We start from the raw sequence: 22,502 nt of genomic DNA, 5'->3' as shown, positions 1-22,502 counted from the left end.
TCATGACAGACGCACTCAAGCGCCTCTCCGACGAAGGCGTCGCGATCTGGCTCGACGACCTGTCGCGCAAGCGGATCACGTCCGGCAATCTCGCCGAACTGATCGACCAGCAGCACGTCGTGGGCGTCACCACCAACCCCTCGATCTTCCAGAAGGCCATCAGCAGCGGTGACGGTTACGAGCAGCAGCTCGCCGACCTCGCCGTGCGCAAGGTGACCGTCGAGGAAGCCGTACGGATGATCACGACGGCGGACGTCCGCGACGCCGCCGACATCCTGCGACCGGTGTTCGACGCCACCGGCGGCCAGGACGGCCGGGTCTCCATCGAGGTCGACCCGCGCCTGGCGCACAAGACCGCGGCGACCATCGCCGAGGCCAAGCAGCTGGCCTGGCTGGTGGACCGTCCGAACACGCTCATCAAGATCCCGGCGACGAAGGCCGGCCTGCCGGCGATCACCGAGGTCATCGGGAAGGGCATCAGCGTCAATGTCACGCTGATCTTCTCCCTGGAGCGCTACCGCGAGGTCATGGACGCCTATCTGGCCGGTCTGGAGAAGGCGAAGGCCGCCGGCCTGGACCTCTCCAAGATCCAGTCCGTGGCGTCCTTCTTCGTGTCCCGTGTGGACACCGAGATCGACAAGCGGCTCGACGCCCTGGGCACCCCGGAGGCCAAGGAGGCCCGCGGCAAGGCGGCCCTGGCCAACGCCCGTCTCGCGTACCAGGCGTACGAAGAGGTCTTCAGCAGCGACCGCTGGGCCGCGCTCGACAAGGCGCAGGCCAACAAGCAGCGTCCGCTGTGGGCCTCGACGGGCGTCAAGGACCCGGCGTACAAGGACACGATGTACGTCGACGAGCTGGTCGCCCCGGGCACGGTGAACACCATGCCGGAGGCCACGCTGGAGGCCACCGCCGACCACGGTCAGATCACCGGTGACACGGTGCGCGGCACGTACGAGCAGGCTCGCGCCGAGCTCGACGCCATCGAGAAGCTCGGGATCTCCTACGACGAGGTCGTGCAGCTGCTCGAGGACGAGGGCGTCGAGAAGTTCGCGACGGCCTGGAACGATCTCCTCAACTCGACCGAGGCCGAGCTCAAGCGCCTCGCTCCTTCGGAGGGCTGACCAACTTGTCCGGTCTCAGCGGAGCCAACCCGCTCCGTGACCCCGCAGACCGACGGCTCCCGCGTATCGCGGGGCCGTCGGGCCTGGTCATCTTCGGTGTCACGGGCGATTTGTCACGTAAAAAGTTGATGCCAGCCGTCTATGACCTGGCCAACCGCGGATTGCTGCCGCCGGGCTTCTCGCTCGTCGGTTTCGCCCGCCGTGAGTGGAAGGACGAGGACTTCGCACAGGTGGTCCACGACGCCGTCAAGGCCCACGCCCGTACGCCGTTCCGCGAGGAGGTCTGGCAGCAGCTCATCCAGGGGATGCGCTTCGTCCCGGGCAACTTCGACGACGACGACGCCTTCGAGCAGCTGAAGTCGACCATCGAGGACCTCGACAAGAAACAGGGCACCGGCGGCAACTTCGCGTTCTATCTGTCCGTACCGCCGAAGTTCTTCCCGAAGGTTGTCCAGCAGCTCAAGAAGCACGGGCTCGCCGACCAGAAGGAAGGCTCCTGGCGCCGCGCGGTCATCGAGAAGCCGTTCGGCCACGACCTGGTCTCCGCCAAGGAGCTCAACCAGGTGGTGCACGAGGTCTTTCCGCCCAACGAGGTCTTCCGGATCGACCACTACCTCGGCAAGGAGACCGTCCAGAACATTCTGGCGCTGCGCTTCGCCAACACCCTCTTCGAGCCGATCTGGAACCGGTCGTACGTCGACCACGTCCAGATCACCATGGCTGAGGACATCGGCATCGGCGGCCGCGCCGGCTACTACGACGGTATCGGCGCCGCCCGTGACGTCATCCAGAACCACCTGCTCCAGCTGCTCGCGCTGACCACGATGGAGGAGCCCGCCTCCTTCGACGCGGACGCGCTCGCGGCCGAGAAGACCAAGGTGCTGGGCGCGGTGAAGCTGCCCAAGGATCTGTCCAAGAACACGGTGCGCGCACAGTACGCGGCGGGCTGGCAGGGCGGCGAGAAGGCCGTCGGCTATCTCGAGGAAGACGGCATCGACCCCAAGTCGAAGACCGACACCTACGCGGCCATAAAGCTGGGGATCGACAACCGCCGCTGGGCCGGAGTCCCGTTCTACCTCCGTACCGGCAAGCGGCTCGGCCGCCGTGTCACGGAGATCGCGGTGATCTTCCAGCGCGCCCCGCACTCCCCCTTCGACCACACGGCCACGGAGGAGCTGGGCCAGAACGCCCTGGTCATCCGCGTCCAGCCGGACGAGGGCGTGACCCTGCGGTTCGGCTCGAAGGTGCCCGGCACCTCGATGGAGGTGCGGGACGTCTCGATGGACTTCGCGTACGGCGAGTCCTTCACGGAGTCCAGCCCCGAGGCGTACGAGCGCCTCATCCTCGATGTCCTGCTCGGCGACTCCAACCTCTTCCCGCGCGTGGAGGAGGTCGAGCTGTCCTGGAAGATCCTCGACCCGATCGAGCAGTTCTGGGACAAGCACGGCAAGCCCGCGCAGTACCCGGCCGGGACCTGGGGCCCGGTCGAGGCGGACGAAATGCTCGCACGAGACGGACGGAGCTGGCGTCGGCCATGAAGATCGACCTTACGGACACCACTGCCAGCAAGATCAACAAGGCGCTGGTGCAGGGGCGGCGGGCCGTCGGCACGCAGGCCGTCGGCATGGTGCTCACCCTTGTCATCGTCACCGACGAGGAGAACGCCTACGACGCGCTGAAGGCGGCCAACGATGCGTCCCGCGAGCACCCCTCGCGAAAGCTCGTCGTCATCAAGCGGGTCTCACGTTCGCCGCGCGACCGGGCGAAGGCGCGCCTGGACGCCGAGGTGCGGGTGGGCACTGACGCGGGCACCGGCGAGACGGTCGTCGTGCGGCTGTACGGCGAGGTCATCAACCACGCCCAGTCGGTGGCGCTGCCGCTGCTGCTGCCGGACGCGCCGGTGGTGGTCTGGTGGCCGGTGAACGCGCCGACCGACCCGGCCAAGGACCCGCTGGGTGCGCTGGCACAGCGCCGGGTGACGGACACATACGCCTCCGAGCAGCCGGTGCAGGAGCTGGCGGGGCGTGCCGAGGTGTACACCCCCGGCGACACCGATCTCGCCTGGACCCGGATCACACCGTGGCGCTCGATGCTCGCGGCTGCTCTGGACCAGGTCAGCTGCGAGGTCACCGCGGCGGAGGTGGAGGGCGAGGAGTTCAACCCGAGCTGCGAGCTGCTCGCCATGTGGCTCGCGGACCGGCTGAAGGTGCCGGTGAAGCGCTCGTTCTCCGCCGGTCCCGGCCTCACCGCCGTACGGATGGAGACCTCCTGCGGTCCGATCGTGCTGGACCGGGCGGACGGCTCGCTGGCGACGCTGTCGATCCAGGGCCAGCCGGACCGGGCGGTGGCGCTCCAGCGGCGTGAGACGGCAGAGCTGATGGCGGAGGAGCTGCGGCGGCTCGACCCGGACGACATCTACGCGTCGGCGCTGCGGTTCGGCGTGGACCGGCTGGCCACTCCGGCGGAAAACGGGGCTGACGATACGTCCAGGTCCGGTGCGTCGAAGTCCGATGCCAAGCCCGCCTCCGCCGCCGCCAAGAAGGCCGCTCCGGCCAAGAAGGCGGCGGCCAAGTGAGTGCTCCGCAACTCGTCGTCCACCGTGACAAGGAGTTGATGGCGCAGGCCGTCGCGGCCCGGCTGATCACGAAGATCGTGGACGCCCAGTCAGCGCGCGGCTCGGCGTCGGTGGTCCTGACGGGCGGCCGCAACGGCAACGCCCTGCTGGCCGCCCTCGACAGCTCACCGGCCCGGGACGCGATCGACTGGCCGCGGCTCGACCTGTGGTGGGGCGACGAACGGTTCCTCCCGGAGGGCGACCCGGAGCGCAATGTCACGCAGGCCCGCGAGGCTCTGCTGGACAGGGTGTCGCTGGATCCGTCCCGGGTGCATGCGATGCCCGCGTCGGACGGCGAGTACGGCAACGACGCGGACGCGGCCGCTGCCGCGTACGCAGCCGAACTCGCCGCCGCGGCGGGCCCGGAGGACCACGGCCCGGTGCCGACGTTCGACGTACTGATGCTGGGCGTCGGCCCGGACACGCATGTGGCGTCGCTCTTCCCGGAACTGCCTGCGGTCCGTGAGACGGAGCGCACGGTGGTCGCCGTCCACGGCGCGCCGAAGCCGCCGCCGACCCGTATCTCGCTCACGCTCCCGGCGATTCGCGCGGCACGCGAGGTGTGGCTGCTGGCGGCGGGTGAGGACAAGGCGAAGGCGGCGAGGATCGCGCTGTCGGGCGCGGGCGAGGTGCAGGCTCCCGCGGCGGGCGCGTACGGACGCAGCCGGACGCTGTGGCTGCTGGACGCCGCGGCGGCCGCACAGCTGCCGCGCGACCTGTACCCGCCGGCGTCGCCCTGACCGTGGGGCTCCGCCCCGGACCCCGCGTCTCAATCGCCGGCGAGGCTGAATTGTGCCGCCTAATCAGCCCGTCCGGCGTTTGAGGACACTCCCTCTACGCCCTGAGGGCGTGGGGGGACCCCCGGAAGGGCGTCCGGGGTCCGGGGCGCAGCCCCCGTCACGGGGAAGGAGCGGGTAGCGGAACAAGCCCTGCCGCAGGCGCTCACCCCGCCCGGTTCTCCACGCGCCGCACGAACTTCAGCCCGGACCAGTCCTCCCCCAGCGCGGCGACCTTCACATCGACGATGCCGAGCGGGAGGAACAGGTCCCGCAGCGCGTTCTCGGTGATGTCGCTCGCATGGCCGGCGGCCTTGCGCGGCCATGCGATCCAGAGCATTGCCGGGTCCGCCAGGTGCTCGACGAGCGTCGTCGCATCGGCTGCCAGATCGCCGTGCGTACGGTAGAAGGCCAGCGTCACATCGGCGTCCCGTGAACCGCGCTCGCCGACCCTGACACCTTCGGGCAGCTCGGGAATCGTCCAGTCCCGGGGCCGGTGTCTGAGCGCGACGCGCCGGCCCGGCTTGATGCCGAGCTTCTTGGCCGGCGGAGTGCCCGAGTAGCCGGATGTGGTCATACGGGGATTGTCGCGCCGTCATCGGCCGCACCGCAGCCCGTCGTCCGCTCCTCCCGTATCAGGAACGGCTCCAGCAGCCCCGGTACCGCTTCCGAGGCGAAGGCCAGGCCCTCGCCCTCCGCCGCGTCGTACACCGAATAGGCCCCGGCTCCCGCGGCCGTCGTCGCCGTCAGTGTCAGCACTCCGGCCCGACGCTGGAAGACCGACTGCTTCAGCGTCCAGCCGATGACCCCGCTCCGCTGCAGCGCGACCGTCGCGCGACGGACCGTGCCGGAGCGGGCGACCAGATAGGCGCCGCTGATGCCGTGGCCGAGGTTGCGGTACGCGTCCAGCGCGAGGATCACCGCGATCGGCACCGCCACCGCCGCGCAGGCGGCCGCGAGATACAGCAGGACGGAAGTGACGCGGGCGCCCAGGACAGCGAGCACCAGCACCGGCGGCAGCGACGCCGCCAGCGCCCATCGCAGCCGGCGGGTGCGCGCCGCCCGTGGGTGGCCGGTCAGCCGGGCCGCGCTCGTCGGGGTCACGGTCTCGCGCAGCACCTGCGCGGACACCTCGTCGGCCATCGCACGCGGCGCGGCCGGCAGCAGCACCGTGAGGTCCGCGTGTTTGTCATCGTCGTCCTTGACGAGCCCGGTGGCGACGGCGTCCACCCGGGCGGCGCCGAACATCCGCACGCCCAGCGGCTCGACGAGTTCGACGCCGCGCAGCCGCCTCTCCTCCATGGAGATCGAGCGGGCGGTGAACAGACCACGCCGCACCCGCAGCGTGCCGCCGGGCTCACGCTCCAGGCGGTAGTTCCACCACATCTCGATCCAGAGGCCGAGCGCGCCGACGACGCCCGCGACCCCGGCCGCGACGACGAGCACCACGAGCATCCAGACGACCGGGGTGTCCCGGAAACGGTCCCCGACCCAGTCGATGACCTTGCCCTGCGCCCCGAACCACTCGCTGACCTGCATCACACCGCCGACCGCCGCGCCGCCCAGCAGCGGGGCGACGAAGGAGACCGGCGCATACCGGATCCAGGACGGGTCGAGTGCGGCGAGCGTGCCCTCGCGGTGGGTGCCGGACGGGTCGGCGGCCCGCGCCAGCAGCTCCCTGCGCAGGCGCTCGCCCTCCGCCCTGCTGACCGGGTCCAGCTCCACCGTGGACTCGCCGCCCGCAGTGTGCTCGCCGGTGCCGATACGCACCTTGACCAGGCCGAGGACACGCAGCAGCGGGTTGGCGGTCAGATCGACGCTGCGGATGCGCTCACGGGCCAGCGAACGGCGTTGGACCAGCAGCAGTCCCGTGTGGAGTTCGGCGCGCTCAGGGCCGATGCGGTAGCGGGTCCGGCGCCACCGTACGTAGTCCGCGCCCGTGCCCGCGGCGATGAGCAGAAGCGCCCCGGCCAGCACCCGGCCGAACGCCTGCCACAGCGGCATGGCGCCCGCGAGGCCGAGGGCGATGGGCAGCCCGGCACCCGCGGCCACGCCCGCCATGACGAGCGCGGTGACCAGGACCGTACGCCGGTCGAGTCGCCGCCAGCCGTCCTGCGGGGAACTCATGTCGCGTCCCCGGGCGTGGCCTGGGTGATCCGGGTCAGCTGTTCGGCGAGCTCCGCTGCGAGCTCATGGTCGAGCCCCTCGATCTTGATCGCACCTTTGGAGGAGGCGGTGGTGACGATGACCGTGGCGAGCCTGAAAGCCTGTTCCAGCGGCCCGCGCAGCGTGTCCACGGTCTGGATCCGGGACATGGGTGCGATCCGCCATTCCTGCCAGAACGCGCCCGTACGGACATAGACCGCTTCGTCCGTGACCTCCCAGCGGTGCACCCGGAACCACCACGCGGGGAAGAAGGCGGTGCAGGCGAGGCCCAGCACCCCCAGCACCCAGGCGACCGTCAGCAGCCATGGCCGTGCGGGCGCGATCAGTGCGCCCAGCACGGCCAGGACCGCCACCGGTACGGCGGTCGTCAGCAGCCACTGCACCCGCCACCAGCCGACGACCCGCTCATTGAGCGTGTTGTCCGGCGGCCTCAGCCGCACCGCACCCTCCCCCGTCATCTGCTCAACGACCGCGTAGCGTGCGGTACTTGGCGACGAGCGTCGAGGTCGAGCTGTCCAGCTGCTCGCCCCTTCCTTCGGTCAGCACCGGCTCGATCTTCTTCGCGAGAACCTTGCCGAGCTCGACACCCCACTGGTCGAAGGAGTCGATGTTCCAGATCGCGCCCTGGACGAACACCTTGTGCTCGTACAGGGCGATCAACTGCCCCAGCACGGACGGCGTCAGCTCCTCGGCGAGGATCGTCGTCGTCGGGTGGTTGCCCCGGAACGTCTTGTGCGGCACCAGCTCCTCGGGCACGCCCTCCGCCCGTACCTCCTGCGGGGTCTTGCCGAAGGCGAGCGCCTGCGTCTGCGCGAAGAAGTTGGCCATCAGCAGATCGTGCTGGGCGACCAGACCCGGCGCCAGGTCCGCGACCGGATTGGCGAAGCCGATGAAGTCCGCCGGGATCATCTTCGTGCCCTGGTGGATGAGCTGGTAGTACGCGTGCTGGCCGTTGGTGCCGGGCGTGCCCCAGACCACCGGACCGGTCTGCCAGTCCACCGGATTGCCCTCGCGGTCCACGGACTTGCCGTTGGACTCCATGTCGAGCTGCTGGAGGTAGGCGGTGAACTTGCTCAGATAGTGGGAGTACGGCAGCACAGCATGCGTCTGCGCGTCGAAGAACTCGCCGTACCAGACCCCCAACAGGCCCAGCAGCAGCGGCGCATTGGCCTCCGCCGGGGCCGTACGGAAGTGCTCGTCGACCAGGTGGAAGCCGGCGAGCATCTCCCGGAAGCGGTCCGGGCCGATCGCGATCATCAGCGAGAGGCCGACGGCGGAGTCGTAGGAGTACCGCCCGCCGACCCAGTCCCAGAACCCGAACATGTTCGCCGTGTCGATGCCGAAGCCGGCGACCTTCTCGGCGTTCGTCGACACCGCCACGAAGTGCTTGGCGACGGCCTCCTGGCCGGCCTGGAGACCGGTGAGCAGCCAGTCGCGGGCGGATGTGGCGTTGGTGATGGTCTCGATGGTGGTGAAGGTCTTGGAGGCGATGATGAAGAGCGTCTCGGCAGGGTCCAAGTCCCTTACGGCCTCGTGCAGATCGGCCCCGTCGACGTTCGACACAAAACGGAACGTCAGCTCGCGTGCGGTGTAGGAGCGCAGTACCTCGTACGCCATCGCCGGGCCCAGATCGGAGCCGCCGATGCCGATGTTGACGACGTTCTTGATGCGCTTGCCGGTGTGCCCGGTCCACTCGCCCGACCTGATCCGGTCGGAGAAGGCGCTCATCTTGTCGAGCACCGCGTGCACCGCGGGCACCACGTTCTCGCCGTCCACCTCGATCACGGCGTCACGCGGGGCGCGCAGCGCCGTGTGCAGAACGGCGCGGTCCTCGGTGGTGTTGATCTTCTCGCCGCGGAACATCGCGTCCCGCAGCCCGGATACGTCGGTGGCCACGGCCAGCTCGCGCAGCAAGGCCAGCGTCTCGTCGGTCACCAGATGCTTGGAGTAGTCGAGGTACAGATCGCCGACCTGGAGGGTGTACCCGGTGCCGCGCGCCGTATCGGCCGCGAACAGCTCCCGCAGATGCGTCTCCCCCAGCTGCTCGCGGTGCTTGCCGAGAGCAGCCCATTCGGGCGTCCGGTTGAGCCTGGTACGGCCTTCTGCGTTCATCTCAGCCCACTTCTTCTCGTACCTGCCTGCATGCCCCACTGCGTCTCCAACCTAATTGATCAGCGGGGTCAGCGACGCGACAGCCGACACGAAGAGGCCGGCCGCCAGCAGAGCGGGTGTGTTCGGTCCCCAGGCGGCGGCCGCCGCACCGCCCAGCAGTGCGCCGAGCGGGGCTCCGGCGACCGCGAGCGTACGGAAGGCGGAGCTGATCCGGCCCAGCATCGCCGCCGGACTGCGCTCCTGCATCAGCGTCGTCCGATTGACGTTCCACACCATGCCCATGACCCCGAAGACCGCCATCGCGGTGATCGTCACCCACAGCTCGCGCACCGATCCCATCGCGACCAGGCATCCGGTCTGCACGATCCCGGCGGCGAACACGCTCCGTATTCGGCCGAGGCGCTCGGAGAGCCTGCGGGCCAGCAGACCGCCGACCGCGCTGCCCGCCCCGACGGCCGTGATCACCGCCGCATACCCGCCGTTCCCGGCGTCCAGCCAGCCGGTGACATGGACGACGAGGGTGGCGATGAGAGCGCCCATGCCGATGTTGCAGAGGGTGGTGGCGATACAGAGTCCGCGTTGCGCGCGGTCCCGCCACAGGGTCCGCAGCCCTTCCCCGATCTCGCCGCGCAGGGTGCTGCCCGTCGCTCCGGTAGCCCTCGATGGCGCAGTGACCCGCAGCGAGGCGACGAGGGCCGCCGCCACGACATACGTCGCCGCATCCGCCGCGTACGGCACGGCGGCGCCCACGACGAGCAGCACCGGTACCACCGGCGCGGCCAGGAAGCCGCCGACGATCTGCTGTGCGGTCATCAGCCTGGCGTTGGCACTGCCCAGCGCCTCGGCCGGTACCAGCGAGGGCAGCAGGGCGGTGGCTGCGTTGTCGAAGAGCGTCTGGAGCGTGGTGAGCGCGAAGGCGAGTCCGAACAGCAGGGCCATCGAGCCCAGATCCAGCCACACCGCGACGGCGAAGGCGGCCATCAGCGCGCCCCGCAGCAGATCGACGGCCCACATCGCCCGCTGCTGGTCAACCCGGTCGGCGACCGCGCCGCCCAGGAGTCCGAACAGCAGCCAGGGCAGATAGCCGCACGCCGTCACCGAGGCGATCAGCAGCGGGTCGTCGGTCAGTGAGGCGGCGAGCAGCGGCATCGCGGCGATCTGGAGCGAGTCGCCGAACTTCGAGACGACGGCGGCCGTCCACAGCCGTCCGAACCCCCCGCGCCATGCGGGTGTTCGCGCCTGTGCCGCTTCGGTCGCCGTCACAACATCCCCTTCCGGTCCGTGATTCAGAACCGTAAGGGGTGCCACTGACACCGAAGCAAAAAATCCGGCCGGGCACCTTGGGTGTCCGGCCGGACCGCAACTTCTAGATCTCGCCCCGCAGTTTGGCGAGCGCCTCGGCGAGGATCGCCTCGCCGTCCGCGTCGCTGCGCCGCTCGCGTACGTACGCGAGGTGCGTCTTGTACGGCTCGGTGCGCGGCGGGTCCGGCGGGTTGTCCCGGTCCTGGCCGGCCGGGAACCCGCAGCGCGGGCAGTCCCAGTTGTCCGGGACCTGTGCGTCACTGGCGAAGCTCGGCTGCGTCTCGTGCCCGTTGGAGCACCAGAAGGAGATGCGGAGGCGTGGCGCGGACTCGCCTCGCTCAGCCTCGCCCATCGGCCCCGCTCCGACCCGGCTTCCCCGGATCGCGTTGCCACTTGCCACGGTCGTAACTCCCTGCGTGATGGTGCTGCACAGCGTCTCACAGCGGCTGCGCCGCGAGTGCCCCAGTCTACGTAAGGCCCAACGCTCGTCCAGTGATTGGAGTTACACCCGACCCCGGGACGCGGAAGGCGTGGGTCAGCTGTCCAGCTTCATCAGCAGACCAAGTACGACAATGCACGCAAACCACAGCAGACCGATAACCACAGTGATGCGGTCGAGGTTGCGCTCGGCGACCGAGGAACCACCGACCGAGGACTGCATACCGCCACCGAACATGTCGGAGAGACCGCCGCCCTTCCCCTTGTGCATCAGCACCAGCAGCATCATCAGCAGGCTGAAGACGATCAGGGCAATCGAGAACCCGACAATCACGGCTGGACCAACTTCCTCGGACTGAATGGATGACGGGGGCCGAGTGGCATTTCCATGATGCCTGCTCGGCCCCCGCAAGGGTACGACGGATCTGCGCTACCGCATACTTACTGGTCGCGGAACCGGACGATCTTGACGAACTCCTCGGCGTCCAGCGACGCACCGCCCACCAGAGCACCGTCCACATCGGGCTGCGCCATGATCGCGGCGACATTCCCGGACTTCACCGAGCCGCCGTACTGGATGCGGACCTTGTCGGCCAGCTCCTGGGAGTACAGCTCGGCAAGACGCCCGCGGATCGCCCCGCAGACCTCCTGCGCGTCCTCGGGGGTCGCGACCTCGCCGGTACCGATGGCCCACACCGGCTCGTACGCGATCACGATGGACTCGGCCTGCTCGGCCGGGATGTCCTTCAGCCCGCCGTCGAGCTGCGCCAGCGTGTACTGGACCTGGTTGCCCGCCTTGCGGATGTCCAGGCCCTCGCCGACGCAGAGGATCGGGGTCAGGCCGTGCTTGTAGGCCGCCTTCACCTTGGCGTTGCAGAGCTCGTCCGTCTCGGCGTGGTACTGGCGGCGCTCGGAGTGGCCCACGACGACGTAGGTGCACTTCAGCTTGGACAGCATCGAGCCCGAGATCTCACCGGTGTACGCACCTGAGTCGTGCGCCGAGAGGTCCTGGGCGCCGTACTTGATCTTGAGCTTGTCGCCGTCGATCAGGGTCTGTACGGACCGCAGGTCGGTGAAGGGCGGCAGGACGGCGACCTCGACGGCGTCGTAGTCCTTGTCCGCCAGGGCAAAGGCGAGCTTCTGGACGTGCGCGATGGCCTCGAGGTGGTTGAGGTTCATCTTCCAGTTGCCCGCCATGAACGGGAAACGGCCCTGAGCAATATCAGTCATAAGGGGGTCAGTCCTCCAGTGCGGCGAGGCCGGGGAGCGTCTTGCCCTCGAGGTACTCGAGGCTGGCGCCACCACCGGTGGAAATGTGGCCGAATGCGTTCTCGTCGAAACCCAGCGTGCGTACGGCAGCGGCCGAGTCGCCGCCGCCGACGACGGTGAAGCCGTTGCTGTCGAGCAGCGCCTGAGCCACGGCCTTGGTGCCCTCGGCGTAGTCGGGGTGCTCGAAGACGCCGACCGGACCGTTCCAGAAGACGGTCTCGGCGTCGGAGATCTTCGACGCGAAGAGCTCGCGCGACTTCGGGCCGATGTCCAGGCCCTCCTTGTCGGCGGGGATCTTGTCCGCGTCGACCGTGATGAAGTCGGCCGGGGCCTTGGTCTTCAGATCGGGGAACTCGCCCGAGGCCAGGACGTCGACCGGAAGCACCAGCTCGACGCCGTTCTTCTCGGCGCGCTCCATGTACTCGGTGACGGTCGGGATCTGGTCCTCCTGGAGGAGGGAGATGCCGACCTCGTAGCCCTTGGCCTTGAGGAAGGTGTAGGCCATGCCGCCGCCGATGAGGATGCGGTCGGCCTTGCCGAGCAGCGAGTCGATGACACCGAGCTTGTCGGAGACCTTGGCGCCGCCGAGGATCACGACATAGGGGCGCTCGACCTCCTCGGTGAGCTTCTTGAGGACACGGACCTCGGTGGCGATGAGGTAGCCGGCGGCGTGCGGCAGGCGGGCGGGCAGGTCGTACACCGAAGCGTGCTTGCGGTGTACGGCTCCGAAGCCGTCGCCGACGTACACATCCGCGAGCTCGGCGAGCCGGTCGGCGAAGGCGCCGCGCTCCGCGTCGTCCTTGGACGTCTCACCGGCGTTGAAGCGGAGGTTCTCGACAACGGCGACCTGGCCGTCGGCGAGGCCCGCGACGACGGCCTTGGCCGAAGCGCCGACGGTGTCGGTCGCGAACGCGACCTCGGCGCCGAGCAGCTCACCGAGGCGCTTCGCGGCCGGGGCGAGCGAGAAGGCCGGGTCCGGAGCACCCTTGGGGCGGCCCAGGTGGGAGGCGACAACGACGCGCGCGCCCGCCTCGGCGAGCTTGGCGACCGTCGGCACAACAGCTCGAATACGGCCGTCGTCGGTGATGGTGGTGCCGTCGAGCGGCACATTGAGGTCGGCGCGGACGAATACCCGCTTGCCGGCGACCCCGTCGGCGAGAAGTTCGTCGATCGTCTTCATGAATAGGGCTCCTCAGGCTGGACGTGCGACAGGGCTCGGACTGCGCTGCGTTGCGCTGCCCGAGCCCTGTCGTTCACATGTTGCTGCTCTCGTTACTGATTAGAGCTGACCGCCGACGAAGACCGTGAGGTCGACCAGACGGTTGGAGTAGCCCCACTCGTTGTCGTACCAGCCGATGACCTTGACGTTCTTGCCCTGGACCATGGTCAGGGAGGAGTCGAAGGTGCAGGAGGCCGGCCAGTTGACGATGTCCGAGGAGACGATCGCGTCCTCGGTGTAGTCCAGGATGCCCTTGAGCTCACCCTCTGCGGCCTTCTGGAACGCGGTGTTGACCTCGTCCTTGGTGACCTCACGCTCGAGCTCGATGACCAGGTCGGTCACGGAGCCGGTGGGGACCGGGACGCGCATCGCGATGCCGTCGAGCTTGCCCGCCAGCTCCGGGATGACCAGCGCGGTGGCCTTGGCGGCACCGGTGGTGGTCGGGATGATGTTCTCGGCGGCGGCGCGGGCGCGGCGCAGGTCCGAGTGCGGGAAGTCCAGGATGCGCTGGTCGTTGGTGTACGCGTGGACCGTCGTCATCAGGCCCTTGACGATGCCGAAGTTCTCGAGGAGAACCTTGGCCATCGGCGCCACACAGTTCGTGGTGCAGGAGGCGTTGGAGATGATGTGGTGGTTGGCCGCGTCGTACTTGTCCTGGTTGACGCCCATCACGATGGTGATGTCCTCATCCTTGGCCGGAGCCGAGATGAGGACCTTCTTGGCGCCGCCGGCGATGTGCTTCGCGGCGTCGGCCTTCTTCGTGAAGATACCGGTGGACTCGATCACGATGTCGACGCCCAGCTCGCCCCACGGAATGTCGGCGGGGTTGCGCTCGGACAGCACCTTGATGGTGCGGCCGTCGACGGTGATGGTGTTCTCGGTGTGCGACACGTCGGCCTTGAGGCGGCCCAGGATGGTGTCGTACTTCAGCAGGTGGGCGGTGGTCGCAGTGTCACCAAGGTCGTTGACAGCCACGATCTCGATGTCAGCACCCTGCTCCAGCAGCGCGCGGAAGTAGTTACGACCGATGCGGCCAAAGCCGTTGATGCCTACGCGGATCGTCACGAACCGATCTCCTCGTTGGTACGCCGGTTTTCGACGCCGGCGAGCTGTATGGGATGTCCCCGACCGCCTACGACCCTACCCCCCTGGCGGCGCCGGAGTGACATCGAGAGGGTCCGTGCGTGGCCCGGCGGACCCTACCCCCCAGTAGGGGTGAGAGCCGCCGGACCTCCGCCGGGACAGGGCGTTGTGGCCGACCCGGTCCCGGCTACGCAGCGTCAGCGCCGGAGGGCGCTCAGCGCCTTTCCGATGACCTGCTTGCGGTCGGCCGCGCCGGGCACATGCTCCAGACCGAAGCCCAGCAGCACGGTGTCCCGGGTGGTGACGGCCGCCTGTGTGTGGAAGAGCGCCTGGGCACGCGCCCAGTCGCCCGCGTTCCCGGGGCTGCCGGCCGGCGGTCCGGGGACGTTCCACGGTCCGAGGGCGGTCTCGAAGCCCTCGGGACCCTGCGCGGTCCCGGAGACGACGAGCCTGGTGTCGTCGACGAAGGCGCCGATTCCGCCGGTGCCCGGGTCCGAGACATAGGAGACGGAGAGCTCGACCTGCTTGCCCGCGTAGGCGCTGAGGTCGACGGAGACCGGCTGCCAGCCGTTGGAGGAGCCGGTGAAGCGGTTCCAGGCGCCGCTGGTGCCGGTCGCCGTGCAGCCGCTGTCGGCGACGGTCAGATAGCGGGCGAGGAAGGGGTGGCCCGCCACATAGAAGCCTTCCTCGCACTGGACGGGCACCGTGGTGGTGGTGCCGCCGTTGGCGTCCGGCAGGGTCGTCCAGTCGTCCTGGCCGACCGTGTGCGCCTCCACGATGACGTTGTCGTAGCCGCGCTCGGTGTCGTAGCTGAGCTGGAACTGCAGGCTCGGCTTGGCGCCGGCCGCCGTCCCGGACAGGTCCACGGTCCGTGCCAGCCGCATGTACGCGTTGTCCTGGTGCTTCGCCGCCGCGAACCAGGAGCCTTCGGCCGGCTCGAACGGGGTGCGGATACCTGGGAAGTCACCCGCGGGCGCGCTCCTGAACTTCGGGAACTGGTCGGGCTTCAGGGTGTCCGAGGTGACGGTGTACGCACCGGCCAGGTCGAGCGGGTTGCCGGGCGCATCGGCGAGAGAGGCCTTCGCACCCGCGAGTTTCCCGGCGCCCGCGAAGGACGGCGGGGACTTGAGCCCGATCCGGTTGTAGGCGCCGAGGTAGTACTGGGAGAAGTCGTTGGAGTCGGCGCCGCCGAGGTCGATATTGCCGCCGGCCTGCTCACCGGCGTTGATCAGCTTGCCGCCCTCATTGAGGAAGTCCCGTACGGCCCGGGTGGTCGCCGCGGAGGGCTGGTTGGCGCCGGTGTACCAGACGACCGTCTCGAAGTTGCCGAGTACGCCGAGGGCGTTCGGGACGCCCTGTGTGGCGACGTCCCAGACAGCAGCCTTGTGGCCGTTGTCGGCGAGGGCCTTGGTGTATGCGGCGGTGTGCTGCGCCGCGACGGCGCCGCCCTCTTCCGCGAGCACCAGCGTGTCGCCGCGCGGCCGTTCGGCGATCGTGTACGTGAAGTGCTCGCTGGCGGTCGGCTTTCCGGCCCTGGTCTCGCCGGTGAACCAGACCTCGACCTTGTCTCCGACGTCGCCGTCCTGCACCTTGGCGCGGTACTCGTCGAAGCGGATGTTGTCGTCGCCGCCGTAGGTCTCGCCGCCCTTCCAGGCCTTGAGTGCCTGGTCGTGCGTACGGCCGCCGTTGACGCGGTACTTGAGCTCCTTGTCGCGTACCGACTTGCGGGCGACGACGGACACTTCCTGGTCACCGCCGCGCGCGTAGGAGGTGGTGAAGGCGTCAGGGGTGAAGTCCGCGGCCGTCAGCCCCAGCGAGGAGGACGGCTGGTCGGCGTGGGCGGCGGTCTCGGCAACGGAGAGCGCGAACGGGATGTTCTTGGCGAACTCCTGCTGGATCAGCTTCTCGTCGTCCGGGAAGGTGAAGACCGAGGCGCAGTCGGCCGCGTTCCAGGGGTCGTTGGGGTCGATGCGCGAGGCAGTTCCGCAGGTCGACATCTCCGGGGTGTACATCATCATCCCGTTGACGTTGGCGGCGTGTCCGTCGGCCTCGCCATTGGTGGTGTAGAGCTCGGAGGAGACCTGTGGGCGGTAGCCGGGAACCGCGGACTTCTCGGGCGTACCGGCGAGGGACTTGTAGAGGACGTCGTCCGGCGTCGGGGTCGCGACCTGCCAGCCGACTCCGTACAGCAGCAGCTGGGCCGCGGAGTGGTAGTTGATGCCGTACTCGAAACCGATGCGCTTCTCGAAGGCGTCGAGGGCCCTGGTCTCGGGCTCGGAGGCAGGGCCGGTGCCGCGGAAGGTCTCGTCGGCCGGGTCGGGGGACGAACCCTCGTTGTCGTAGCCCCACTTGTAGGCGAAGTTGCGGTTGAGGTCCACGCCGTCACCGGGGGCGATCTTGCCGTCACCGTTGTTGTCGCGCAGATTCTTGCGCCACTGGCGCTGGTCGGCGCCGGTGAAGGTGTAGTCGTAGCCATCGGGGTTGGCGGAGATGACGAACCACAGCTCGGTGGAGTCCACGATCTTGGTGACCCGCGGGTCCTTGCCGTAGTTGGCGAGGTAGTAGTGCATCAGCCGCCGGGTCATCTCGGGGGTGATCCACTCGCGGGCGTGCTGATTGGAGGCGTACAGCGTGGAGGGCTTGGAGCCGTCCTTGTACTTCTTGGCACCCTTGCTGATCTTGAGAGCGAGGATGTCCTGGCCCTTGAGGGTCTTGCCGATGCTGACGACCTTGGTCAGGTTCGGGTTGGCCTGTCCGGTGGCGAGGATCTCGCGCTGCAGGCCGTTGTCGCCGCTGTACGGGCGGAAGACGCCGTCGCCCGCGGCCGCCACGCGCTTCTCGGACTTGGCCGAGACCGTGTGCTCGGTGATGTCGACGCCCTGCCCGCGCAGTTCGCCGGCCTGCTTCTTGGTGAGGAACAGTTCGACGGTGGCGGTGCCTTTGTCGGGCACCTGCTCGGTCAGTTCATGAGCGTCGGTGCCTGCGGCGAGGATCAGCGGCACCTGTGCCTTGCCGACTTTCGCGTGCCATACGGAGAGTCCGTCGCCGCCCTCGCTCCCCTGTTGAGCTTGGGCGATCGGTGCCGCCGCCAGTCCGGCTGCGAGCAGTGAAGCCGCTGCGAGGATCGATCTCGCTCTGCGTCTCATTAGCCCCCCTTGCTGTTGTGTGCCACGAAAGTGGCCAGACGCCAGGCTCATGTCACCTCATGATCATGTCAAGAGTGCTTACCGGTGGACACAACGACGCTGTCGGCGCCGCGAGGGCGCCGACAGCAGTCGGTGAATTGTGGAGGCTGACATTCAGCGGACACTCAGCCGACGAGGCCGTCCGCCATCTCCTCGGTGAGATTGGACTCCGTACCCGGAATGCCGAGGTCCTGGGCCCGCTTGTCGGCCATCGCCAGCAGCCGGCGGATCCGGCCCGCGACCGCGTCCTTGGTCAGCGGCGGGTCGGCGAGCGCCCCCAGCTCCTCGAGAGAGGCCTGCTTGTGCTCCATCCGCAGCCGGCCGGCGGCGGCGAGATGCTCGGGCACCTCCTCGCCGAGGATCTCCAGCGCGCGCTGCACCCGGGCACCGGCGGCGACCGCGGCGCGGGCCGAGCGGCGCAGGTTGGCGTCGTCGAAGTTGGCGAGGCGGTTGGCGGTGGCGCGCACCTCGCGTCGCATCCGCCGCTCCTCCCAGGCCAGTACGGACTCGTGCGCCCCGAGACGGGTCAGCAGCGCGCCGATCGCGTCCCCGTCCCGTACGACGACACGGTCCACGCCGCGTACCTCGCGGGCCTTGGCGGCGATGGAGAGCCGACGGGCCGCGCCGACCAGGGCGAGGGCTGCCTCCGGACCGGGGCAGGTGACCTCGAGCGAGGAGGAGCGGCCCGGCTCGGTGAGCGAGCCGTGCGCCAGGAACGCGCCGCGCCAGGCGGCCTCCGCGTCACAGGTGGCGCCGGAGACAACCTGTGGCGGCAGTCCGCGGATCGGGCGGCCGCGGCCGTCGACCAGACCCGTCTGACGCGCCAGCTGGTCACCTCCTGCCACCACCCGTACCACGTATCGGGAGCCGCGGCGCAGTCCGCCCGGCGCCATCACCATCAGCTCGGAGCTGTGCCCGAAGATCTCCAGGATGTCCCGCTTGAGCCGCCGCGCCGCGATCCCTGTGTCCAGCTCCGCCTCGATCACAATGCGACCGCTGACCAGGTGCAGCCCGCCCGCGAACCGAAGAATCGCCGAGACCTCTGCCTTTCTGCAGCAGGTCCGGGTGACGGGAAGCCGGGAGATTTCGTCCTTCACCGCTGCCGTCATCGCCATGGGCCGATCCTTCCATGCATCCGAAAAATACGGTCGTACGCGGCGGCCAACAGCTCCGGGTCGTGCTTCGGAACTCCGTCGGGCGAGGCCACGGGCGCCAGCTCGACCGCGGCGCCGAACCGCCTGGCGGCGTCGGCGAGGGACTCGCGGTCGGGCACAGCGGCCTCGTCGGCCAGCACCACGTCCAGGGCGAGTTTAGGCGCGTGTCGTCCCAAAACCTCCAAATGACGCTGCGGTGAGAAGCCATCGGTTTCACCGGGCTGCGGCGCGAGGTTGAGCGAGAGGACCCGGCGGGCTTTCGTCTCGATCAGCGCGTCCAGCAGCTCGGGCACCAGCAGATGCGGGATCACCGAGGAGAACCAGGAGCCAGGGCCGAGCACCACCCAGTCGGCGTCCAGGACGGCGGCAACGGCCTCGGGGACGGCGGGCGGGTCGTGCGGGACGAGGTGCACGGACTGCACCTCACCGGGTGTCAGCGCGACGGTCGCCTGGCCGCGCACCGTGTCCACATCGTCGGGGCGCGCCGGGTCATGGCCCCGTACCAACGCCTGCAGCTCCAGTGGCACGGCGGACATCGGCAGCACCCGGCCGTGCGCACCCAGCAGTTTGCCGACCAGGTCCAGGGCCAGGACATGGTCGCCGAGCTGCTCCCACAGGGCCACTATCAGCAGATTGCCGACCGCGTGTTCGTGCAGTTCGCCCTGGGACTGGAAGCGGTGCTGGATCACCCGGGCCCAGGTCTGGCCCCAGTCGTCGTCGCCGCACAGCGCCGCCAGGGCCTTGCGCAGGTCACCGGGCGGCAGCACGCCGAGCTCGTCGCGGAGCCGGCCGCTGGAGCCGCCGTCGTCGGCGACGGTGACGACCGCGGTGAGGTCGCCGGTGATACGGCGCAGGGCGGTGAGCGACGCGGACAGGCCCATGCCGCCGCCGAGCGCGACAACCTTGGGCTGCGCGCCGCGTTTCCGTCCCGACAGCGCGTGCGTGGACCTGCGCAGCCGCCGCAGACGGAGATTGCGTCCGGTCACTCGCGCCCCATGTCCCGGTGGACGACGACGGTCTCGATCCCGGCCGAGGAGAGCCTGGCGGCCAGCTTCTCGGACGTGGCGACGGAGCGGTGCTTACCGCCGGTGCAGCCGACCGCGATGGTGACGTACCGCTTGCCCTCGCGCCGGTAGCCCGCGGCGATCAGCTGGAGCAGCTCGGTGTAGCGGTCCAGGAACTCCTTGGCGCCGGGCTGGTTGAAGACGTAGTTCGAGACTTCTTCGTTGAGGCCGGTGAAGGGGCGCAGCTCCGGGACCCAGTGCGGGTTCGGCAGGAAGCGCATGTCGACGACGAGGTCGGCGTCGACCGGCAGTCCGTACTTGAATCCGAACGACATCACCGTGGCGCGCAGCTCCGGCTCCTCGTCGCCCGCGAACTGGGCGTCCATCTTGGCGCGCAGCTCATGGACGTTCAGGCTGGAGGTGTCGATCACCAGATCGGCGTCGCCGCGCAGCTCACGCAGCAGATCACGCTCGGCGGCGATGCCGTCGACGATCCGGCCGTCGCCCTGGAGGGGGTGGGGCCTGCGGACCGACTCGAAACGGCGGACCAGGGCGTCGTCGGACGACTCGAGGAAGACGATCCGCCGGGTGACCTGCTTGGAGTCGAGGTCGGCGAGGGATTCGCGGAGGTTGTCGAAGAACCGCCGGCCGCGTACGTCGACGACGACGGCGATCCGGGCGACATTGCCCTGCGAGCGGGCGCCGAGCTCCACCATGGTGGGGATCAGCGCGGGCGGCAGGTTGTCGACGACGAACCAGCCGAGGTCCTCCAGACACTTCGCGGCCGTGCTGCGCCCGGCGCCCGACATTCCGGAGATGATGACCAGCTCGGGGATGGCCGCGTCAGCGGCTCCGCCGGGCTCGGTCGTGGTGCCCGTACTCACGTCTGCTGCTCCGTCTCCATCGTGCTCAGTCATGTCGTGCTGCCCCCGTCGCTCTCTTCAATGATCTCTCCTGTTGCCGTATTCACGGCAGGCGCGGCAGGAGCCGCCTGGGCGAGGGCCACTACGACGGCCTCCGCCGTCTTCCGGCCCATGCCCGGTACCTCGCAGATCTGCTCGATTGTCGCCTGCTTCAGCCGCTTCACCGAGCCGAAATGCTTGATCAGAGCCTGCTTCCGGGTGTCGCCGAGGCCGGGGATCGCGTCCAGCGGGCTTGTCCTGATGCGATGGCGCCGCTTGGAGCGCTGGTAGCGGATGGCGAAGTCGTGAGCCGTGTCACGGACCCGCTGAAGCAGATACAGGCCCTCGCTCGAGCGGGGCAGGACCACGGGGTCGTCGTCGTGCGGCAGCCAGACCTCTTCGAGGCGCTTGGCGAGGCCGCAGACGGCGACATCGTCGATGCCGAGCTCGTCGAGGGCACGCTGAGCGGCGGCCACCTGGGGCTGTCCGCCGTCGACGACGACGAGCTGGGGCGGGTATGCGAAGCGCTTGGGCTTTCCGTCGTCGTCGGGGGTGTCGTCACCGATCCACTCCCCCGTCTTGTCTTTTTCTGCGAGGTAGCGCCTGAAGCGGCGGGCGACCACCTCGTGCATGGACCGGACGTCGTCCTGCCCCTCGCCGTGCCAGATTTGCTCGTCGCCGACACGACCCTTGATCTGGAAGCGGCGGTACTCGCTCTTGCGGGCCAGGCCGTCCTCGAAGACCACCATGGACGCCACGACGTCCTGGCCCTGAAGGTGCGAGATGTCGAAGCACTCGATCCGCAGCGGCGCCGAGTCGAGGCCGAGGGCCTCGGCGATCTCCTCCAGTGCGCGGGAGCGGGTGGTGAGATCGCTGGCGCGTTTGGTCTTGTGCAGGCCGAGCGCCTGTACGGCGTTGCGCTGGACCGTCGCCATCAGGTCCTTCTTGTCGCCGCGCTGCGGGATGCGGAGCGAGACGTGCGAGCCGCGGCGGTCGCTCAGCCACTGGGTGACCGCGTCGGTGTCCTCGGGGAGGGCGGGGACGAGCACCTCCTTGGGGACGGCATCACCGCGCTCCTCGCCGTACAGCTGCTGCAGGGCGTGTTCGACGAGGCCGGCGGTGTCGACGGCCTCGACCTTGTCGGTGACCCAGCCGCGCTGGCCGCGGACGCGTCCGCCGCGGACGTGGAAGATCTGTACCGCGGCTTCGAGCTCGTCCTCGGCGACGGCGATCAGATCGGCGTCGGTGGCGTCGGCCAGCACGACGGCGTTCTTCTCCAGGGCCCGCTTGAGGGCCCCTATGTCGTCGCGCAGCCGGGCGGCCTTCTCGTACTCCATCTCGTCGGCGGCCGCCATCATCTGCTTCTCCAGGCGGCGGATGTACGTGCCGGTGCGGCCGGCCATGAAGTCGCAGAACTCCTCGGCCAGTTCGCGGTGTTCCTCGGGGGTGACCCGGCCCACGCAGGGCGCCGAGCACTTGCCGATATAGCCGAGCAGACAGGGCCGGCCCTTCTGGGCGTGGTTCTTGAAGACCCCGGCGGAGCAGGTGCGTACGGGAAAGACGCGGAGCATCAGGTCGACGGTCTCGCGGATCGCCCAGGCATGTCCGTACGGACCGAAGTAGCGCACCCCCTTCTTCTTGGCGCCACGCATGACCTGGACCCGCGGAAAGTCCTCATTGAGGGTGACCGCGAGATACGGATAGCTCTTGTCGTCCCGGTACTTGACGTTGAACCGGGGGTCGAACTCCTTGATCCAGGAGTACTCCAGCTGCAGCGCTTCGACCTCGGTGGAGACGACGGTCCACTCGACGGAGGCCGCCGTGGTGACCATGGTGCGGGTGCGCGGGTGCAGATTCGCCAGATCCTGGAAGTAGTTGGCCAGGCGCTGGCGCAGGCTTTTGGCCTTCCCGACGTAGATCACCCGGCGGTGCTCGTCGCGGAATTTGTAGACCCCCGGGGAGTCGGGGATCTGTCCCGGCTTGGGGCGGTAGCTGGAGGGGTCTGCCATATCGACCACCCTACTGGCGGGCGGTGACAGTGCGGTCATGTCCGGGCGCCCGGCACCGTGGGGGAAGCGCCGGGCGCCCGGGTCTCGTCGGGGCTCCGCCCCGAACCCCTCCCCCTACGGGGGACCCCCACCTCAAGCGCCGGAGGGG

General features: G+C 69.2%; 19 protein-coding genes. 4 read left to right on the top strand and 15 right to left on the bottom strand.

What is annotated here, in order from left to right; genetic code table 11:
- The first annotated feature begins 2 nt into the window (after nucleotides 1-2).
- The 4 genes from tal to pgl are packed head-to-tail and all read left to right on the top strand — an operon-like array spanning nucleotide 3 to nucleotide 4,475.
- Nucleotides 3-1,121, top strand: a complete 1,119-nt coding sequence (gene tal, locus ACFWDI_RS12595) for a transaldolase (RefSeq protein WP_385303413.1) — start codon at nucleotides 3-5, stop codon at nucleotides 1,119-1,121.
- A gap of 5 nt (nucleotides 1,122-1,126) precedes the next feature.
- Nucleotides 1,127-2,659, top strand: coding sequence for a glucose-6-phosphate dehydrogenase (zwf, locus tag ACFWDI_RS12590; RefSeq protein ID WP_385303411.1), 1,533 nt, complete (start codon nucleotides 1,127-1,129; stop codon nucleotides 2,657-2,659).
- Nucleotides 2,656-3,696, top strand: coding sequence for a glucose-6-phosphate dehydrogenase assembly protein OpcA (gene opcA / locus ACFWDI_RS12585; RefSeq protein WP_385303409.1), 1,041 nt, complete (start codon nucleotides 2,656-2,658; stop codon nucleotides 3,694-3,696). The genes zwf and opcA overlap by 4 nt, the downstream gene beginning before the upstream one ends.
- Entirely contained in the window at nucleotides 3,693-4,475 is a 783-nt protein-coding gene (gene pgl / locus ACFWDI_RS12580; RefSeq protein WP_385303407.1) for a 6-phosphogluconolactonase, read from the top strand. Before opcA ends, pgl begins: the two co-directional genes overlap by 4 nt.
- Nucleotides 4,476-4,677: 202 nt before the next feature.
- On the opposite strand, the gene ACFWDI_RS12575 is transcribed toward pgl, so the two are convergent.
- The 15 genes from ACFWDI_RS12575 to uvrC all read right to left on the bottom strand — a co-directional run bounded on the left by ACFWDI_RS12575 (nucleotide 4,678) and on the right by uvrC (nucleotide 22,354).
- Nucleotides 4,678-5,088: a DUF3052 domain-containing protein gene (locus tag ACFWDI_RS12575; RefSeq protein WP_385303405.1), complete on the bottom strand. Its 411-nt coding sequence runs from the start codon at nucleotides 5,086-5,088 to the stop codon at nucleotides 4,678-4,680.
- On the bottom strand, nucleotides 5,085-6,638 hold the full coding sequence (locus ACFWDI_RS12570; RefSeq protein WP_385303404.1) for a PH domain-containing protein: 1,554 nt from the start codon (nucleotides 6,636-6,638) through the stop codon (nucleotides 5,085-5,087). The genes ACFWDI_RS12575 and ACFWDI_RS12570 overlap by 4 nt, the downstream gene beginning before the upstream one ends.
- Nucleotides 6,635-7,135, bottom strand: coding sequence for a PH domain-containing protein (locus tag ACFWDI_RS12565; RefSeq protein ID WP_385303403.1), 501 nt, complete (start codon nucleotides 7,133-7,135; stop codon nucleotides 6,635-6,637). The genes ACFWDI_RS12570 and ACFWDI_RS12565 overlap by 4 nt, the downstream gene beginning before the upstream one ends.
- 4 nt (nucleotides 7,136-7,139) lie before the next feature.
- Nucleotides 7,140-8,789 carry a glucose-6-phosphate isomerase gene (gene pgi, locus ACFWDI_RS12560; RefSeq protein WP_385303401.1) on the bottom strand — a complete coding sequence of 550 codons (1,650 nt, stop codon included), beginning with the start codon at nucleotides 8,787-8,789 and terminating at the stop codon, nucleotides 7,140-7,142.
- Between the two features lie 51 nt (nucleotides 8,790-8,840).
- Complete coding sequence (locus ACFWDI_RS12555) at nucleotides 8,841-10,052, bottom strand: MFS transporter (RefSeq protein ID WP_385303399.1); 1,212 nt, start codon at nucleotides 10,050-10,052, stop codon at nucleotides 8,841-8,843.
- Between the two features lie 103 nt (nucleotides 10,053-10,155).
- Complete coding sequence (locus tag ACFWDI_RS12550) at nucleotides 10,156-10,491, bottom strand: RNA polymerase-binding protein RbpA (protein WP_078947476.1); 336 nt, start codon at nucleotides 10,489-10,491, stop codon at nucleotides 10,156-10,158.
- Between the two features lie 135 nt (nucleotides 10,492-10,626).
- Nucleotides 10,627-10,863: a preprotein translocase subunit SecG gene (gene secG / locus ACFWDI_RS12545; protein WP_326649177.1), complete on the bottom strand. Its 237-nt coding sequence runs from the start codon at nucleotides 10,861-10,863 to the stop codon at nucleotides 10,627-10,629.
- 107 nt (nucleotides 10,864-10,970) lie between these two features.
- The gene (gene tpiA, locus ACFWDI_RS12540) at nucleotides 10,971-11,759 is read right to left on the bottom strand and encodes a triose-phosphate isomerase (protein WP_327322868.1); all 789 of its coding nucleotides are present in this window, start codon (nucleotides 11,757-11,759) and stop codon (nucleotides 10,971-10,973) included.
- A gap of 7 nt (nucleotides 11,760-11,766) precedes the next feature.
- A complete protein-coding gene (locus ACFWDI_RS12535) occupies nucleotides 11,767-12,978 on the bottom strand; it encodes a phosphoglycerate kinase (protein ID WP_385303396.1) in 1,212 nt (403 codons plus the stop codon).
- Nucleotides 12,979-13,077: 99 nt separating this feature from the next.
- Entirely contained in the window at nucleotides 13,078-14,082 is a 1,005-nt protein-coding gene (gene gap, locus ACFWDI_RS12530) for a type I glyceraldehyde-3-phosphate dehydrogenase (RefSeq protein WP_385303394.1), read from the bottom strand.
- Nucleotides 14,083-14,297: 215 nt separating this feature from the next.
- The gene (locus ACFWDI_RS12525) at nucleotides 14,298-17,246 is read right to left on the bottom strand and encodes a M14 family zinc carboxypeptidase (protein ID WP_385303392.1); all 2,949 of its coding nucleotides are present in this window, start codon (nucleotides 17,244-17,246) and stop codon (nucleotides 14,298-14,300) included.
- A gap of 164 nt (nucleotides 17,247-17,410) precedes the next feature.
- Nucleotides 17,411-18,400, bottom strand: a complete 990-nt coding sequence (gene whiA, locus ACFWDI_RS12520; protein WP_215093490.1) for a DNA-binding protein WhiA — start codon at nucleotides 18,398-18,400, stop codon at nucleotides 17,411-17,413.
- Nucleotides 18,391-19,425: a uridine diphosphate-N-acetylglucosamine-binding protein YvcK gene (gene yvcK / locus ACFWDI_RS12515; RefSeq protein WP_327322872.1), complete on the bottom strand. Its 1,035-nt coding sequence runs from the start codon at nucleotides 19,423-19,425 to the stop codon at nucleotides 18,391-18,393. The genes whiA and yvcK overlap by 10 nt, the downstream gene beginning before the upstream one ends.
- The gene (rapZ, locus tag ACFWDI_RS12510) at nucleotides 19,422-20,360 is read right to left on the bottom strand and encodes an RNase adapter RapZ (RefSeq protein WP_385303390.1); all 939 of its coding nucleotides are present in this window, start codon (nucleotides 20,358-20,360) and stop codon (nucleotides 19,422-19,424) included. The genes yvcK and rapZ overlap by 4 nt, the downstream gene beginning before the upstream one ends.
- Complete coding sequence (uvrC, locus tag ACFWDI_RS12505) at nucleotides 20,357-22,354, bottom strand: excinuclease ABC subunit UvrC (RefSeq protein WP_385303388.1); 1,998 nt, start codon at nucleotides 22,352-22,354, stop codon at nucleotides 20,357-20,359. The genes rapZ and uvrC overlap by 4 nt, the downstream gene beginning before the upstream one ends.
- Between the last annotated feature and the right edge of the window lie 148 nt (nucleotides 22,355-22,502).

Source organism: Streptomyces sp. NPDC060064 (assembly GCF_042736455.1).
Classification (GTDB): domain Bacteria; phylum Actinomycetota; class Actinomycetes; order Streptomycetales; family Streptomycetaceae; genus Streptomyces.
Note: the sequence above shows the minus strand (reverse complement) of the source record. Positions and strands in the feature narration are given on the sequence as shown.